Below are 16777 nucleotides of genomic sequence, written 5' to 3'. Positions count from 1 at the left end.
AGTAGGGAGTAGGGTAGTTCTTTTTTTTAAGATTTTGGTTTAAACATAAGACTTCAAATTTGGAATTGCTTATTATTACCGAAATTAATTTAACGCAGGATTTGACAAAAGTACTAGAAGTACACAAACTCAATTTCAGTATTGAGGATAAAAAAATTGTGAATAGTGTCTCTTTATCATTAAAGAAACATCAAATTTTAGCATTGCTAGGTCAAAGTGGTTCTGGCAAATCAACCATCTTAAAGCTTATTGCAGGCTTGCTAGAGCCTGATTCTGGTAAGTTGTTAATAGATGATGAGAGAATAACTCCACCTTCTGAAAAGCTAATTGCTGGACACCCAAAAATTAAGATTGTCCGTCAAGATAATCCGCTTTTTCCGAATATCTCTTTAAGAGAAAATATTGAATACGAACTTCGTTTTTTTAATGAAGAGTATAAAGCAGAGCGAGTGGAAAAACTTTTGAAAGTGACTGGTTTGAAAAAAGCAGAACATCAACTTCCAAGACATTCTTCAGAGGGTGAGCAGCAGCGTGCGGCTATTGCAAGAGCATTGGCAGATGAGCCTTCATTGCTTTTATTAGACGAGCCTTTTTCTAATTTAGATTATAAAAACAAAAGCACCTTAAAAGAAGAGGTAAAGCAGCTGGTAGCTGAAGAGAATATGGCGTGCATTTTTGTGACGCATGATATCTCTGATGTTTTTGGAACTGCAGACCAACTGGCAATTCTAAAAAAGGGCAAAATAACCCAGATTAATGAGCCGCTTACTGTCTATAATTACCCTGATAGCACTTATGAAGCATCTATTTCAGGTGAGTTTAATTTGATTAAGCAAGAGGCAGTTTCGCAATTGTTTGAAATTAAAACCAAAAAAAGAAGGTTAATTATAAGACCTGAAGCCATTAAAATAGATGCTTCAGGGAAACACATAGCTAAAATAGCTGCTGTAATAGAACGAGGAGTTTATAAGGAAATAGCATTGAAAATTGAGTCTGAAATTTTGAAATGTTTTACAATGGAAAGCTACACTGTGGGAGACAGTGTCAACTTTGACATACTTAGGTATGCTGAGTTGGATTAAGTTATTCTGCCAAAATCATTATTTCGTCAATATTGCGACCTAAGCCGTCAAAATCTAAACCAAAACCAATCACAAACTTATTATCTACTTCAAAGCCTACATAGTCAATCTTGAGTGGAACCACGGTAGCCGCTTTTTTATGGAGCAAAGTTAAAATAGAGACAGAGGCTGGGTTTTGTTTGTGAAAGGCAGGAAGTATTTCTTTCATAGTTCTTCCGGTGTCAATAATGTCTTCCACTATTACCACATGGCGGTTTTCAATGTTTTCACTAAGGCCTATCAATTCCTTAACCTGGCCAGTAGAACTCATTTCTTCGTAAGATTTAACTTTGACAAAGCTCACCTCACAAGCCATTTGAATGTTTTTAAAGAGCTCTGAAAGAAACATAAAAGAACCATTTAAAACACCTACAAAGAGTGGGTCTTTTCCGGCAAAGTCTTTTTCCAACTGGGAGGCCAGTTCTTTTATTTTCTTATCTAAAACTTCTTTAGTAATTAAAGGTACAAACTGCTTGCCTTTTATCGTTCTCATTAAATACCAATTGATTTATTTATCCAATAAAGGAAAAAATTAGCTATTTCTATCTTATGAGAGGATATTTGAACAGAATTCACCGATTCTAAATTTATGAAGATACTTTTTAGACTATTAGTATTACTAAGTCTACCTGTTTTGCAAGCTTCGGCTCAAATCTATGATGTTTTTGAAAAGGAGAAAGAACGCCCTGCGAGGCTTTTGACCGATAGGGCTATTCAAATAGAAACTACGGCCGCCATAGATTATATGTATAATTTTAATTTCTATGAGTCGGAGCGAGAGTTCAAGTGGCTTTTGGTCAAATACCCGCATCACCCAATAGGTTTTTTCTTGGTTGGTCTTAATTACTGGTGGAGACTAGTGCCAGACACTGGTGTAAAAAAGTATGATGATGTTATTCATGGTTATATGGATAAGAGCATTGACCTTGCGGATGATTTGTTAAAGGAAGACAAGGGGAATAATGAGGCTGCCTTCTTTTTAGCGGCATCTTACGCTTTTAAAGGAAGGTTATATGCGGAAAGAGAAAACTGGGTAAGGGCAGCTTGGGCCGGTAAGCAGTCTCTAAAATATCTAGAATTGAGTAGGGGAGATGATTCTATAAATCCAGAACTTATTTTTGGTGATGGTTTGTATAATTTTTATTCTAAATGGATTAGTGAAAACTATAAATCATTAAAACCGCTTTTGACCTTTTTTAAAAAAGGCGATAAAGATTTAGGGATAACTCAACTAGAGAATGTGAGCCGTAATGCTTTTTATACGAGAATGGAGGCTCGTTATTTTTTGGTTCAAATTTATGCCATGGAAGGGCAGCACTCCAAAGCTAGAGAGCTATCAAATCAAATGCATACTTTGTATCCAAATAATTCATTTTTTCATAGGTACGCGGCTAGAAGTAGTTTTGTGTTAGGCAGAATGAGAGAGGCAGAAACTTATGCAAAAGAGCTCCTTGATAATATAGCGGCTAATAAATATGGCTATACGGCTAATGAAGGCAGGTATGGAGCATATATTTTAGGTTATGTAAATCAAAACTATAATAAAGACATAGGGGCAGCTAAGTTTTATTATCAAAAATGTACCGAGTTTGCTCAAAGTAATGATTCAGAAGAGTCAGGTTACTACTTAGGTTCTCAGCTAGCTTTGGGGGACTTTGCGATGGATGAGGGAGACTTTTTGACAGCTGCTAGAAAGTATAAATTGATTATTGATACAAAACAAAAGAAATCCGCCTCTTACAAAACTGCAAAAGAGCGGATTAAGACTTTGAAAAAGAAAATTACCGAAGCTAAGAAAAAGCGTAAATTAAGGAATCGGTAATACTTTGCTATTCTTTATTGTTTGAAGAATAACCATTGTTTGTGTACTAGAAACTACATCAATCTCATTGATGGTATCCATGATGAGTTCTTGGTAGTTACTTATGTCTTGAGCTATAACCTTTAGTAGGAAATCGCAAGAGCCAGTCACGTGATGGCATTCAATAATCTCAGGAACACTGTTTATTTTATTAACAAAAGCGTCAATGATAGTTTTTTGATGTCCTTTCAGGGTTACTTGTACAAAAGTTATAACACCTAAACCTACTTTTTGGCGGTTAACTTGAGCGTGATAGCTTTCTATTATTCCCGATTGTTCTAGTTTTTTTACTCGTTCTAAAGTTGGAGCAGGAGATAATCCTACATCTTTAGAGAGTTGTGCATTTGTGATTTTACCGTTGCGTTGTAAAATCTCTAATAACTTGTGGTCGATGACGTCTAATTTTCCAGTTGCCATGTTTTTTATATCAAAATTAAATTTGGTATAAAGTTACAATAACCGACGTTGATTTTATAATTTTTATAAATAAAAATTAATATTCTTAATTCGAAAGTCTTGAGCTAAGCCGAAAAATTGTAGATTTTACAGAAGTTCGGTGTTTGGATTCCAAAAATACTGTGCTAAATTCTGAACTTTATCATCAATTACCACAAGGTTTTCAGCCTCTAGCTTTTCTTGCATCATAGATGGATGGGGGAAGGCATTTTTTCCAGAAAGAACCCCATTTCTGTTCAGCACTCTATGGGCAGGAACATCGGCTCTATTATTTAAAGCATTCATAGCCCAACCTACTAGTCTGGCCCCTCTTTTTGAACCTAGATATTCGGCTATGGCACCATAAGAACTTACTCTTCCAGGTGGGATGAGTTTAACTACTTCATAAATTTCTTCAAATTTATTCTCCTTCAATTTCCGTTGTTAGTTTTTTATACCATTCTTCTCCATAAGCCCTTTCTAAAGGTTCTTTAAGGAATTTGTAAACCGGTACACCTAGTTTTTCTCCTAACTCACAGGCATCAGAGCAAATACTCCACTGATCATAATTTAGGGCATGAAACTCCTCATACTTTGTTATTCTGATAGGATAAAGGTGGCATGAGATAGGTTTTAGGAAGTCAATGGCTTTATCGTTATAAGCTTGTTCTATACCACACTTTAGCATACCATTTTTTTCATAAACAGCATAAGCACATTCCCTGTCGCCAATCGTCGTGGTACTGTAGTCACCTTCTTCGTCTTCTACATAAACACCTTGCTCTTCTATAGCCTTAATGCCTTCTGGAGATAGGTAAGGCTTTATTTTCTCATAAAGCTCAATTAGTACAGGAAGTTCAGATTCTTCCAAAGGGGCACCTAAATCACCTTCTACACAGCATGCTCCTTTGCATTTTTCAAGGTTACAAACAAATTGTTTATCCTTGATGTCTTCGCTAATACAGGTGTCGTCTATTAATATCATATCGTAAAAATTCCAGTCAGGTGTGTCAAATTGAGCCATGTGCCAAATACGTTATTTAATACGTAACACTTGCCCAATTTCTATAATATTGCTGTTAATATTATTTATTGATTTTAAGTTTGAAAGCGAAATGTTGTAACGTTTTGAAATACTATACAATGTTTCGCCTTTGCTTACAGTATGCGTACTAGGGTTTTCTGAAACATAATTATTGGTGTTTGCCCCATCTTGAGAAACAATCAATCTTTCGCCAATTGAAATATTTGTGCCTCTTATATCATTCCAGTTTTGAATGTTTCCAACAGTAGTATTATACATCTTTGACAATGAATAAAGGGTTTCTCCTTTTTCTACATTATGGTAAACTACCCCTCCTCTAGATGAACTAGCCACTGAACTCGACCCGTTACGGTTAACTATTAACTCTTCTCCATACTTAAGGACATCGCCAGACGACATATTGTTAAGACGTCTTAATTCACTGAGACTAAGTCCGTATTGTTTGGAAATAGAGTATAACGTTTCACCTTGTCTTACTAAATGTGTTCTGCCTTCGCTATAAGTAGGTTCTTCTATCGGTTTAGTAGGAGTAGGTCTTGTTCTAACAGGCTCAGGTTTTGTTTCTATTACTCTAGGTTTAACTGGCTCAGGTTTTGGCTCAATTTTTTTAACCACTGGTTTTTCTACTTCCTCTTTATCTTCAGAGCTTAGTTTTATTACACCACTGTTTGTTCTTGATGAATTGTTAAGAATATTGTCCTCTGGTGCGTCAGGGTCTGTAGATACCACATCTTCTCTTTCATATCTAGTTTCTACAGGTATAGTAGGATATTCATCTTCTTCAGAAAGAACTTCTTCTATAATTTCAATTGGTTCATTCTTAGGACGTTTCTTTTGTAACCAAATGACTCTTCCTGGCTGAATAGTTTCGGGTGACTTTAAACGGTTATACTTGAGCAACTTTTTTAGTTTCATGCCATACATTTGAGAAATATCCCAGAAGGTTTCCCCTTTTCTAGCTGTATGAAATTCCACAGGTGCTTTGTTCCCTTTCTTTTCCAAATAATATACTCGTCCAGTTTTTACTATGTGTTTATCGTCAAGGTCATTTAGCTTCAAGAAGGTATTCAAAGGAAAACCAGCTTTACTAGAAAGTTGAGAGGCTTCATCTCCAGGTTCTGCAAGTATTCCAACTCTTCCGTTTATGTCGTACAAAATTGGCTGATCATCTGAAGTAGTTACCAAGGTTTTCTTAACTAAAGCGGGGAAGTTTTGTCTTGAAGCTATAGTTTCTTTTCTATTAGAAATCAGGTCTAATATTTCTTGCTCTCTAGCTGTATTGATAGGTATTAATACCTTGTATTCAACGCCTTCAGGTGTTGAAGCTGAATTTAACCAAGCATTATAGGTACGCAGTTCGCTTAAATCTACACTAAGCTCTACTGCTATTTGAGCTAATGACTTAGAGCGAGTAGGGTAAACTACTAGTTTCCTAGGAGATGCTTTTAACCTGTTTAGGCGGTGTTCAAAAGCAATTCTATGAGCTAATGCTTTTAGTAAGTACTCAGGAGTGTCTTTAGTAAAGTCTACTTCACTGGCGTAAGACCAGTTATCTGGAATAGCCTTTGTAGCTCCTGTAGGGCCTTGATTATAGGCATAGATACAAGAAATCCAGTTTTTGAAAATCAGGTTATTCTTTTTGAAATAGTTAGCAGCTGCTTTTGTACTCGCAAAAAGATACTTACGCTCGTCAATGTTATTATTGATCACTAAACCTAATTCTGTACCAGTTGCTTCTTTAAACTGCCAGAAGCCTACTGCCGCCGAAGAAGAAAGAGCATCAGGTTTTAGAGCACTTTCTTGAACCGCAAGGTATTTTAAATCGTCAGGTACATTCTCTTCATCAAGAATTTCTTCTATGTATGGAAAATACCATTGCATAAGCTCCAGCTTATTATCTAAATAAGAGTTTTGGGGAGTAAGAAGTGAGGTTACATAGTTACCTACTTTCTTTTGGGTTTCAATGTCAAGATTGACGATGACATTGGCGAACTCAATTTTTTTTGGAGTTTCGGGAATGCTGTAATCAACTTGTGCCAAGGTTGGCAAACTCACAAGAGCAACGAATAGGAGTATAATGTTTTTCATATTAGGAAATTTTTCTTGCCACCATCAGGCCGTCCCTTAGTGGTAATAGCACTTTTTGTATTCTTTTATCTTCTTTAAGCTTTAAATTATATTTTCTGAGAGCTTTGGTGGTAAGGTCTTTTGAGTTTTCGTTATAAACTTTTCCGTCCCAAAGAACATTGTCAGAAATTATTAAGCCGTTAGGGTTTACTTTATCAATTACTAGGTCAAAATAATGTTCATAGTTTCTTTTATTGGCATCAATGAAGACAAGGTCAAAACCGTTTTCAAATTTTGGGATAAGTTCTAATGCGTCACCAACAATGTGCTCAATCTTATCTTGAAAACCAGCCTTTGAAATATTGTCGTTTATTCTTTCTTCTAATTCTTCATTAACATCAATTGTAATAAGCTTTCCACCTTCTGCCAAGCCTTCTGCCAAACAAATGGCTGAATAACCTGTATAAGTGCCTATTTCAAGCACTCGCTTAGGTGAAACTAAATATGAAAGTACAGATAATAACCTACCTTGAAAATGTCCTGACAGCATTCTTGGCTGTAAGACATTGGCGTTGGTATCTCTCCTGATTTCTTTTAAAATCGGAGGTTCAGGGTCACTTATTGATGTACAATAAGCTTCCGCTTCAGAATTGATTATTAGCATAGCACTTTAACTTGTAGCAAAATAACCCCAAAAAACGCATTTTTACAAGTTATTAATAATATTATATTTTCAGAATATATTGAAAGTATAATTTATTAAAATAGAGCTATGAAATTCATAGCTCTATTCTTTTTATTTCAGTGTTCTTTTTATCTCACGAGTTTCATAAGATTCAATGATGTCACCAATTTGGAGGTCATTAAATTTATTGATTTTGATACCACATTCGTAACCTTTTTTGACTTCAGAAACATCGTCTTTGAAACGTTTCAATTGGTCAATGTCGCCATCATGTAGTACAATACCATCTCTAACTATTCGAACATTATTAGCTCGTTTGACATAACCGTCAGTTACAAAACTACCGGCAATAGTACCTACTTTAGAGATTTTGAAGATTTCTCTTACCTCTATTGTACCTGTAATAACTTCTTCCTCGGTAGGAGCAAGTAAGCCTTCCATGGCATCTTTTATCTCGTCAATAGCTGCATAAATTACAGAGTAAAGTCTGATTTCAATTTCCTCAGTATCAGCTATTCTTCTGGCATTTCCTGAAGGTCTCACTTGGAAACCTAGGATGATTGCATCTGCAGCACTTGCAAGAAGTACATCAGACTCAGAAATTTGACCAACACCCTTGTGAATAATCTTCACCTGAACCTCTTCAGTAGAAAGTTTCAATAAGGAATCAGAAAGTGCTTCTACAGAACCATCCACGTCACCTTTAACAATAACGTTAAGTTCTTTGAAGGAACCGATAGCCTTACGTCTACCGATTTCATCCAGTGTAATATGTCTTTTGGCTCTGATACTTTGCTCACGAATGATTTGCTCACGTTTGTTTGCAATTTCTCTCGCTTCTCTATCAGTCTCCATCACGTTGAACTTATCACCTGCTTGAGGAGCACCTGGTAAACCAAGTATCTGAACTGGTGTAGAAGGTCCAGCTTTCTGGATTCTTCCGCCTAAGTCGTCAATCATGGCTCTAACACGTCCAAAGTACTGACCGGCTAAGATGATATCACCAACAGCCAAGGTTCCAGCTTCTACCAAAATAGTAGCTACATAACCTCTACCTTTATCAAGCGTTGCTTCAATAACGGTTCCGTTAGCTTGTCTATCTGGATTAGCTTTAAGTTCTAATAATTCAGATTCTAGTAGTACTTTGTCAAGTAGTTCTTCAATTCCTTGACCAGTTTTGGCAGAAATTTCTTGCTCTTGATATTTACCACCCCAAGACTCCAACAGAATATTTTCTTTAGAAAGGTCTTGTCTGATTTTATCAGGTTCAGCACCAGGCTTATCAATTTTGTTTAATGCAAAAACGATAGGTACTCCAGCATTCTGAGCATGGTTAATAGCTTCTCTAGTTTGAGGCATGACAGAGTCATCCGCAGAGATTACAATAATAACCACATCGGTTACTTTGGCACCCCTTGCTCTCATGGCAGTAAAGGCCTCGTGACCAGGAGTGTCTAAGAAAGTTAATGACTTCCCTTTATTCTCACCACTTTGAACCTCTACATTATAAGCTCCAATATGCTGCGTAATTCCTCCAGCTTCACCAGTAGCTACTTTGGTAGTTCTGATATAATCTAGTAAAGATGTTTTACCATGGTCTACGTGACCCATGATTGTAACAATTGGTGCTCTAGGTTTTAAATCTTCTGGAGCATCTACTACATCAAGGTTTTCAGCATGAATCTCTTCTTCGGCAGAAATGAATTCTACTTCAAAGTCGTACTCTAAAGCAATCATCTGAATAGATTCGGCATCAAGACGCTGGTTAATAGAAACAAACATTCCCATTTCCATACAAGTACCTATAACTTCATTGACAGATACGTCCATCAGTGATGCTAATTCAGAAGCTGAAATAAATTCAGTTACTTTTAGGTATGTGCTTTCGTGTTGTTCGATAGCCTCATCCAGTTCGGCTCTCTCTGCTCTACTCTTACGTTTTTCTCTTCTTTGTTTGGCACCAAAATCTTGTCCACCTCTAGATTGCATTCTAGCAAGTGTTTGCTTAATGCTATCTTTAACATCAACTTCTTTTGGAGCTTCTTTTCTTCCGCCGCCTCTTTTCTTATTAGCATTACGGTCGTTAGATGGTCTGTTTGGTCCGCCAGTTCCTGGTCCCGTTTTCTTATCTTGACCTTCGCTTTCTTTCTTTTTGAAGAATTGCTGATCAGTAATACCGGTAAGCTTGCCCATTCGGCTAACATGCTTACGTTTTCTTTTCTTACGGTCTCCACTAGACTCGGGCTTCTTCTCTACAGGAAGTTCTATTTTTCCAAGAACTTTAAGTCCCGCAAGTTTATCACCTTTGGCTTTTATAACACCATTGTCTGCTGGTTTAGCTGGCTCTTCCTTAACTTCTGCTTTAGGAGTAGGTACTTCAGTTGTTTTAACTTCAGGCTTCTTTGCCTCAGGTTTCTTAACTTCTGGAGCTACCTCTTTCTTTGGCGTCTCTTTTGGAGTTTCTTCAGCTTTTGGTTCAGGAGCTTTCTTTTCTACTACTGGTGGTGCCACTGGAGCTGGCTTTTCTACAGGCTTTTCCTTTACTACTGGCTTTGGTTTTACCTCAGGCTCTGGTTTAGTAGTTATTACTGGTTCTGGAGTAACCTCAGGTTTTGGGGGTACTACAGGCTCAGGTTTAGGTTCTGGAATAGGCTCTGGCTTAACCTCAGGTTTTGGGGTAGGCTCTGGAGCTGGGGCTTCCTGCTTTATAGGCTTAGATTTAGCATCTAAATCAATTTTACCTAAAACTTTAGGTCCATCAAGCTTGGTCTCAAATTTGACCTTCTCAATTTCTGGTTCCTCCTTGGCTTTAGGCTCCTCTCTAAAATAAAGTATTTCAGAATCCTGATTTTCAGGCTTAGTTTCTTCGGCTTTTGGCTTATTGTCGCCAATTAAGACTTTAGACTGATATTTATCTTGCAGTATTGCAAGTAAGTCTGAGCTTAATTTGGCGTTTGGATTAGTTCCTACGTTGTGACCTTCTGAGGCAAGTGCTTCCACCACATGAGATAAACTCACGTTTAATTTCCTTGCCACTTGGCTCAATCGCATCACTTTATTTTCTGCCATAAATCTGTTTTAACGCTTTTTTTTGTTTTGAGGATTCGTAAAGATACAGCGTTTTTATTCAAATTCGCTTGCTAAAATAGCTAATACCTCAACTACTGTACTTTCCTCAAGTTCGGTTCTTCTTACCAATTCCTCTTTATTAAGAGCCAATACTGATTTTGCAGTATCTAATCCGATACCATGAAGCTCTTTTAATACCCAAGCTTCAATTTCATCAGAAAACTCCGTTAAGTCCACATCTTCTTCGATGAAGTCTTGCTCCACATCTCGGAATACATCTAGCTCCATGCCTATAAGGCGGCTAGCTAATTTGATATTCAAGCCACCTCTACCAATAGCCAAAGACACTTGGTCTGGCTTAAGGAATACGGAAGCTCTTTCTCCATTCTCATCTATCTGTACAGAACTTATCTTAGCTGGGCTAAGTGCTCTAGAGATGAAAAGGTGAGTATTATCAGTCCATTGAATCACATCAATGTTCTCATTTTCAAGTTCACGCACAATGCTGTGAATTCTACTACCTTTCATACCTACACAAGCTCCAACAGGGTCAATTCTGTCGTCAAAAGACTCTACAGCTACTTTAGCTCTGTCTCCTGGCTCTCTAACAATTTTCTTAATGGATATTAAACCATCAAGAATTTCAGGGATTTCTTGTTCAAAAAGTCTTTCTAAGAAAACAGGAGAGGTTCTAGATAATAGTACTCTCGGGTTTCCATTATTAAGTTCGGCTTTATGAACTACAGCTCTTATGCTGTTTCCTTTACGGAATCTATCTTTAGGGATTTGCTCAAACTTCGGTAAAGAAAGTTCGTTGCCATCCATGTCAAGACAAATTACTTCACGACCTAGAATTTGATAAACTTCTACTGTCAAAAGTTCGCCTACTTGATCTTTATAAAGATCATAAAGCATCTCTTTTTCAAGGTCTTTAATTTTTTGAATAAGTGTTTGACGAGCTGTTTGTACTACTCTTCTTCCAAAATCGATAAGTTTAACCTCTTCGGCTACTTCTTCACCAATTTCAAAATCAGGCTCAATTTTTCTAGCCTCTGTCAACGGGATTTTATCCGTATCCCAAATGTCTTCAGAGTTGTCGTCAACAATTTCACGCGTACGCCACATTTCTAAGTCGCCAGTTTCGGCATTTAGAATGATGTCAAAATTATGGTCGTCCTCGTATTTCTTACGAATCATGGTACGTAAAACGTCCTCCAAAACCGCAATCATGGTAGGTCTGTCTATGTTTTTTTCACGGGCAAACTCCGAAAACGACGCTACTAAATCTCCACTATCCATTATAGAAAATGTTTAAATTTTTAATTAAAAGAAACTTGTACTCGAGCTTCTTTAATATTTTCAAAAGCCAAACTGATTTTTTCTGGCTGTTTTTTTTCTTTCTTCTTTTTCTCTGGCAAAACCGTTATCTCTAAATCGCCTGCTTCTAGCAGCTCTCCTTTGATATCTTCTCCGTCTAAGGTTATTACTCTTAAACTTTTACCAATGTTTTTATGGTACTGACGTTTTAATTTCAACGGAGTGTCTAAACCAGGAGATGAAACTTCTAATGTATAAGCATCATCAATCAATTCTTCTAATCTGTCGCCTAATTCTCTACTTACTCTGCTGCAATCCGCAATTCCTATCCCCTCGTCAGTATCAATTAATACTGTAATTTTCTGTCTAATCTTAGAGCTACTTACCTTAACGTCAACCAAGAACTGAAGTTCAAGGTCGAGTAGTTCTTCTACTATTTGTCCAATTTGTTGAGAGTCGAGCATGCTTTGATTCAGAATATGTAGCAATAAAAAAGGAGGTCTAAACCCTCCTCAACGTCACCATTCTGCTGCAAAGGTACTTTAATATTTCTTTTTTGCCAATTTTTGTTTTCTATTTTGAAACTAAGGTAATGTGACCGTCCTAAAATTAAAAATTCCTATCTTTCGGCATCTTTTTGAGACCAATAAACAGTGCATTTTCTGAAAAAGTTTGTCATAAAATTTTACTTCCTCTTAAACTTCCTAGTGGGTTTGTATGCCCTACTTGTATTCCAACTGTCTTATCAGTCAAATATTAAGCATTGGTTTGTTGGTTTTTTGACACTAACTGTGCCCTTAGCTTTCGCGGCTAATTTGTTTTTTATGTTTTCATACATTTTCGCAAAGTCATGGAAGTTTATTCTTTCGCTGTTGATTTTAGTGGCTGGATTTCCCCTAATAGAGCGAACTATCAAATTTAATTTCCCTAAAGAGCAGCAGTCTGAATTACCTAAACTTTCTGTTTTAAGTTATAATGTAATGTACTGCGATAATGCTAGGGCTAATACGGAAGAGGGGAAGGCTGTTTCTTTAAGTTTAATTAATGATATGGATACCTTGACTGCAGATATTAAATGCTTTCAGGAGTTATATAATAAGCCGAATCATAGTGTTTTTGATGTTTTTAATCGTTTAAAGCAGCATACGCCGTATTTCACTTATATGCATTCTGATATTGACGAGAGTAGTAAAGTAGGGGCTGTAGGCTTGGCGATATTTTCGAAATATCCTATTATTCATAAGGAGGAAATATCTTGGAAGACAAATAACAATGGATTGCTTTTAGCAGATATTGTGGTGGAAAAGGATACCATTAGAGTTTTCAATGTTCAAATGAAATCGATGGGGATTAGGGTGGCAAAAGCCATTACAAGAGATGAGGTAGTAAGAAATAAGGAAGCTAAGAATATTCTATCGCAATTGAAATCAGGTTTTAAAGACAGAGGTTTCCAAGTAGATGAATTAGAAGAACTAATTAAAAAGAGTCCTTACCCTGTAATAGTGGCAGGTGATTTTAACGAGATGCCCTATGGTTATGCCTATGGCAGAGTTAGGAAGCAATTAGAAAATAGTTTTGAAGATAGTGGCTACGGTTTTGGATTTACCTATCATAAAATGCCAAGTTTCTTAAGAATTGATAATATCTTTTATAAAGAAGATAAGTTTCAAATCCAAGGATTTGAAACTTATAGAGAGCTTGAAAATTCAGATCATTATCCTATTCGGGCTTCTTACGGCATAAAACCCTCTTAAAAGCCTATTTTTTTACTTTTCGGCTTAGCATTACCTTCAAAGTATTCTTTTAACTCTTTTAGTTCTTGCTCAAAACCACCACTCAAAATAGGGAAACGGCACCAACTTCTTGGATCTAAATTTCTATTATCTAAGTGAAAAGAAGGGGCATATCTTTCTCGTTTCCATTGATTCCTGCTCCAAAGTTTAAAGAAACGCGTTGTCCAATTGAACAAGTCTTCTCTAGAATATTCATTTGCCCAAAGTACTTCCATGTATTGAAAGCTTTCGGTAGGAGATTTTTTATCTTTTACAGCTACTTTTTCAATGGCATCAAGAACCTCATAAGGCATCAAGTCTTTTTCGTCACTTTGCATTTGGTCTTTAGGCCTAAGCTCGGCAGTAGGGTTTAACGCATTGACATACTTTAAGCCCTCTATTTTAATATGCTTTCCTTTTACATGACAGCCTTTTTTCTCCAACCATATTAGCCAACTTCTTAGCCAATGCTTATCAATACCAGCAATAGGGCTAATACTGCCAGCGGTGTCACCGTCCATGGTGCAGTAACCCACGGCCACTTCAGAGCGATTAGAGGTAGCTAAAAGCAAATGCCCTGTTATATTATTTAACAACCAAACTCCAGGAGCTCTTACTCTAGCCTGAATGTTTTGCAAAGCAATGTCGTCTGTAGCCCAAGTTAACTCACGGTCAATTTGCCCTTCAATCATGCCTGTGTATTGTTCTACCAGTCCATTAATATTGACATCATAAAACTTGGCACCCATTGACTCTGCTAAAGCACGAGCAGAGTTTTTCGTTTCATCTGAACTGTTTTCAGTTCCTTGATAAATAGTATGAATAATCTCGTGTGAAACTTCTTCTTCGGTTTTACAAGCCTGAATTTTTTTAATATGTCCCAAACGAGTTTTCATGGCATCAAAGCCAATACTTTCGTCCGCTAATCTTATCATTAAACCGCATAATGCAGTACATGCACTTGAATCTGCACCACCAGAAAGAGAAATGGTAAAACCTTGCGACCTAGACTTTCTTAAATAATCGAAAAGCCCTAAACAAACCGCTCTGGCAAACTCTTCTTCTTTTATTGACCCACCACTTTCAAAAGCCTCTAAAGTAGCTTCTTCGTAGCTTGGTTTCACATTAGTTGGAAATTCGAATGTGAAAGAAACTTTATTTGGCGTAGCCTTAGGTCTTGTTTTAATCTTGGTGAAATCTACCGCCGTTTGGTCGGTGTCAATTACCGCGGTGGTAAGCGTATGAGATGCATAACTAAACCTGTCGCTAGAGCGAAGTAAAACACCATTACTGGCAATTTGAGCATCACCATCAAAAATTAACCTACCTGACTCATTACCAAGTAAGTTGGTATAAATGTAGCTACAAGCGTGACTACGAGAACTTTCAATAATTAACCTTTCACGCGTTCTGAATTTGTTGAATTCAAATGGAGAAGCACTTGGATTAAGTACTATATCTACACCACTGTTGAAATAAGAGTCTGCTGGTCTGTTTGGTACCCATGCATCTTCACATATTTCTATGGCAATTTTAACATTGTTTAGTTCAAAAATAAGGTCGCCTACAGGGTATTTAAAGCCATTAATACTTACCTCGTCTTTTAAATTATCTGGCCATCTATGAAACCATCTGTCTTCATAAAATACGCCATAATTAGGGAGGTGCCTCTTACAGGCAAAACCAAGAATGTTCTTGTCTGCAAGCAAACAAGCTGCATTGAAAAGTTTATTGTTTATCTCAAGCGGCAAACCTACGCATACCACTATTCCAGCAGTATGGTCTTTGATTTCTTGAAGTGTTTCTAAAGCTTTACGCTGCACATCAGGCGAATAGAAGGCGTCTTCACAGCCATACCCAGTTATGGCAAGCTCAGGTAGGCAAAGGATGCTGACCTTTTGAGCTTTCGCTTCTTCTATGGCTTCTATGCAGTTTTTGGCGTTTTGTTTCCAATCTAAAGGTGTTTGGTTTAAGGCTCCGGAAGCTACTTTAAGAATCTTCATGAATTAGTGTAAGAGATTTATACAAAAATAAGACAAATATCTGAGTAGAGATTTGTCTTATTTAAAGGGATAGATGGCTTAATTAAGCCTATTAATGGATTTCAAATTGTCCTTCTATTTCTACAGAAATACGGCCAGGAAGTGAGCCAAAACCTACGGCACTTCTAGAGCCTAATCCGTTTTCGTAGCCCCAAACTTCTTCAAAAAGCTCGCTACAGCCGTTTATTACCTTTGGGTGATTCTCAAAATCTGGGTCTGCGTTTACCATGCCTAGGAGTTTTACCACTCTTTTGACTTTAGTTAGACTACCAAATTCGGCTTTAAGGGTTGCTAGCATAGTTAAACCTGTTTGAAAAGCTGCTTCCTTTCCAAAAGCTTCATCTACTTCAGAACCTACTTTGCCAGTATGCTGGCTACCGTCTGGCAAGTTAGGCCCATGACCACTCACGTAAACCATTTTACCAACAATTATTAAAGGTTTGTAAACTCCTCCTGGTGTTGGAGCTGGTGGAATCTTGTCGGCGTATTTATTGAAAACTTCGTCTAAAATCATTTTTATTAATTGGTTTGGATTTATCTTTTAAATTGAAATAACCAATTAGGGTAGGTAGCTTCTTTGAAAGCATTATCCCAGCTGTTATGATTGACCCCAGGGTATTCTGTATAAGTTACATTAGCATTTAAAGCCTTTAATTTGGCATACATTTCACGTGAGTTTTTGACATCAACTACACCATCAACATCACCATGAAAAATCCAGAAAGGCACTTTTGCTTGTTTTTTGCCGTAGGCTGAAACTTCTCCACCACCACAAACTGGCATAGCGGCTGCAAATAGTTTTGGATATCTATATACGGCTTCAAATGTTCCCATACCTCCCATGGATAAACCTGTGATATAAACCCTGTGTTTGTCGGCTTTTTTTGATTTCACAAAGCTCTTAGTGAGTTCTATAGCGGCATGCAGTGCAGGAGTTTCTTTATTATTATAGTCAAAGTTGATTTCTAATGGATATTTTCCACGGGTTATGTCAGCAGAGCTCCAGTATCCTTCTTTAGGACATTGTGGTAAAATAACTATGGCAGGGTTATCCTTTAATCTATCTGTGAAAACCCATGCTCCATGCGTTAACTGAGATTTATTATCACTGCCCCTTTCTCCTGCTCCATGTAAAAAGAGAATTAGCGGATATTTTTTGTCGGCCTGATAGTTTTCAGGGTACAAAATCCTATAGTTAAACTCCGTTCCTTGACTATCTGTGAAGGTGGCTGCTTGATATTTTTCTTTTTGAGCGAAGCCTGAAAGGACTAGGAATGAAAAAAGTAGAGATAAAGAAAGACTTTTCATTGATTTTAGGGATGGTTTATTCTTTTCAAATATCGGTTTATTCTATGACTATGTC

At 37.0% G+C, this 16777-nt stretch carries 15 protein-coding genes; 3 read left to right on the top strand and 12 right to left on the bottom strand.

Annotated features, from left to right (window positions below; genetic code table 11):
- Positions 1-101: 101 nt before the first annotated feature.
- Positions 102-1082: an ABC transporter ATP-binding protein gene (locus AC0L6O_RS16375; protein WP_473303859.1), complete on the top strand. Its 981-nt coding sequence runs from the start codon at positions 102-104 to the stop codon at positions 1080-1082.
- Position 1083: 1 nt separating this feature from the next.
- Here AC0L6O_RS16375 and hpt read toward each other — a convergent pair whose 3' ends face one another.
- Positions 1084-1614, bottom strand: a complete 531-nt coding sequence (hpt, locus tag AC0L6O_RS16370) for a hypoxanthine phosphoribosyltransferase (RefSeq protein ID WP_473303857.1) — start codon at positions 1612-1614, stop codon at positions 1084-1086.
- 96 nt (positions 1615-1710) lie between these two features.
- Between hpt and AC0L6O_RS16365 the strand changes: the two genes are divergently transcribed.
- Positions 1711-2943 carry a tetratricopeptide repeat protein gene (locus AC0L6O_RS16365; RefSeq protein WP_473303856.1) on the top strand — a complete coding sequence of 411 codons (1233 nt, stop codon included), beginning with the start codon at positions 1711-1713 and terminating at the stop codon, positions 2941-2943.
- Here the strand turns inward: AC0L6O_RS16365 and AC0L6O_RS16360 are convergent.
- From AC0L6O_RS16360 to AC0L6O_RS16325, 8 genes are all read right to left on the bottom strand, one after another.
- Positions 2929-3399 carry an Lrp/AsnC family transcriptional regulator gene (locus tag AC0L6O_RS16360; RefSeq protein WP_473303855.1) on the bottom strand — a complete coding sequence of 157 codons (471 nt, stop codon included), beginning with the start codon at positions 3397-3399 and terminating at the stop codon, positions 2929-2931. The genes AC0L6O_RS16365 and AC0L6O_RS16360 overlap by 15 nt on opposite strands.
- Before the next feature lie 126 nt (positions 3400-3525).
- Positions 3526-3852 carry an MGMT family protein gene (locus AC0L6O_RS16355; RefSeq protein ID WP_473303854.1) on the bottom strand — a complete coding sequence of 109 codons (327 nt, stop codon included), beginning with the start codon at positions 3850-3852 and terminating at the stop codon, positions 3526-3528.
- Positions 3839-4402 carry a DUF3109 family protein gene (locus AC0L6O_RS16350; protein WP_473308539.1) on the bottom strand — a complete coding sequence of 188 codons (564 nt, stop codon included), beginning with the start codon at positions 4400-4402 and terminating at the stop codon, positions 3839-3841. Before AC0L6O_RS16350 ends, AC0L6O_RS16355 begins: the two co-directional genes overlap by 14 nt.
- A 51-nt stretch (positions 4403-4453) precedes the next feature.
- Positions 4454-6550 (bottom strand): LysM peptidoglycan-binding domain-containing protein, encoded by a 2097-nt coding sequence (locus AC0L6O_RS16345; protein WP_473303853.1) that lies wholly within the window; start codon positions 6548-6550, stop codon positions 4454-4456.
- Position 6551: 1 nt separating this feature from the next.
- A complete protein-coding gene (locus AC0L6O_RS16340; protein WP_473303852.1) occupies positions 6552-7193 on the bottom strand; it encodes an O-methyltransferase in 642 nt (213 codons plus the stop codon).
- 132 nt (positions 7194-7325) lie between these two features.
- Complete coding sequence (gene infB / locus AC0L6O_RS16335; protein ID WP_473303850.1) at positions 7326-10283, bottom strand: translation initiation factor IF-2; 2958 nt, start codon at positions 10281-10283, stop codon at positions 7326-7328.
- Positions 10284-10337: 54 nt separating this feature from the next.
- On the bottom strand, positions 10338-11582 hold the full coding sequence (gene nusA / locus AC0L6O_RS16330) for a transcription termination factor NusA (RefSeq protein ID WP_341224337.1): 1245 nt from the start codon (positions 11580-11582) through the stop codon (positions 10338-10340).
- 20 nt (positions 11583-11602) lie between these two features.
- Complete coding sequence (locus AC0L6O_RS16325; RefSeq protein ID WP_473303849.1) at positions 11603-12064, bottom strand: ribosome maturation factor RimP; 462 nt, start codon at positions 12062-12064, stop codon at positions 11603-11605.
- A gap of 360 nt (positions 12065-12424) precedes the next feature.
- On the opposite strand from AC0L6O_RS16325, the gene AC0L6O_RS16320 reads away from it, so the two are divergent.
- Complete coding sequence (locus tag AC0L6O_RS16320; protein WP_473303848.1) at positions 12425-13354, top strand: endonuclease/exonuclease/phosphatase family protein; 930 nt, start codon at positions 12425-12427, stop codon at positions 13352-13354.
- Here AC0L6O_RS16320 and nadE read toward each other — a convergent pair.
- The 3 genes from nadE to AC0L6O_RS16305 form a co-directional block, all read right to left on the bottom strand.
- Positions 13351-15375 carry an NAD(+) synthase gene (nadE, locus tag AC0L6O_RS16315; RefSeq protein WP_473303846.1) on the bottom strand — a complete coding sequence of 675 codons (2025 nt, stop codon included), beginning with the start codon at positions 15373-15375 and terminating at the stop codon, positions 13351-13353. The genes AC0L6O_RS16320 and nadE overlap by 4 nt on opposite strands.
- A 91-nt stretch (positions 15376-15466) precedes the next feature.
- Complete coding sequence (locus tag AC0L6O_RS16310; protein WP_473303844.1) at positions 15467-15928, bottom strand: RidA family protein; 462 nt, start codon at positions 15926-15928, stop codon at positions 15467-15469.
- 20 nt (positions 15929-15948) lie between these two features.
- On the bottom strand, positions 15949-16722 hold the full coding sequence (locus AC0L6O_RS16305; RefSeq protein ID WP_473303842.1) for a carboxylesterase family protein: 774 nt from the start codon (positions 16720-16722) through the stop codon (positions 15949-15951).
- Positions 16723-16777: the final 55 nt, after the last annotated feature.

The organism is Arcticibacterium sp. GJ41-1 (assembly GCF_055808875.1).
The sequence above is the reverse complement of the archived record's forward strand: the minus strand, read 5'-3'. Positions and strand labels throughout refer to the sequence as shown.

Bases quoted from the DNA above. Each gene is read 5' to 3' on its own strand.
- hpt (WP_473303857.1), bottom strand. From the start codon at position 1,614: ATGAGAACGATAAAAGGCAAGCAGTTTGTACCTTTAATTACTAAAGAA.
- AC0L6O_RS16365 (WP_473303856.1), top strand. From the start codon at position 1,711: ATGAAGATACTTTTTAGACTATTAGTATTACTAAGTCTACCTGTTTTG.
- AC0L6O_RS16360 (WP_473303855.1), bottom strand. From the start codon at position 3,399: ATGGCAACTGGAAAATTAGACGTCATCGACCACAAGTTATTAGAGATT.
- AC0L6O_RS16350 (WP_473308539.1), bottom strand. From the start codon at position 4,402: ATGATATTAATAGACGACACCTGTATTAGCGAAGACATCAAGGATAAA.
- AC0L6O_RS16345 (WP_473303853.1), bottom strand. From the start codon at position 6,550: ATGAAAAACATTATACTCCTATTCGTTGCTCTTGTGAGTTTGCCAACC.
- AC0L6O_RS16340 (WP_473303852.1), bottom strand. From the start codon at position 7,193: ATGCTAATAATCAATTCTGAAGCGGAAGCTTATTGTACATCAATAAGT.
- infB (WP_473303850.1), bottom strand. From the start codon at position 10,283: ATGGCAGAAAATAAAGTGATGCGATTGAGCCAAGTGGCAAGGAAATTA.
- nusA (WP_341224337.1), bottom strand. From the start codon at position 11,582: ATGGATAGTGGAGATTTAGTAGCGTCGTTTTCGGAGTTTGCCCGTGAA.
- AC0L6O_RS16325 (WP_473303849.1), bottom strand. From the start codon at position 12,064: ATGCTCGACTCTCAACAAATTGGACAAATAGTAGAAGAACTACTCGAC.
- AC0L6O_RS16320 (WP_473303848.1), top strand. From the start codon at position 12,425: ATGTTTTCATACATTTTCGCAAAGTCATGGAAGTTTATTCTTTCGCTG.
- nadE (WP_473303846.1), bottom strand. From the start codon at position 15,375: ATGAAGATTCTTAAAGTAGCTTCCGGAGCCTTAAACCAAACACCTTTA.
- AC0L6O_RS16310 (WP_473303844.1), bottom strand. From the start codon at position 15,928: ATGATTTTAGACGAAGTTTTCAATAAATACGCCGACAAGATTCCACCA.
- AC0L6O_RS16305 (WP_473303842.1), bottom strand. From the start codon at position 16,722: ATGAAAAGTCTTTCTTTATCTCTACTTTTTTCATTCCTAGTCCTTTCA.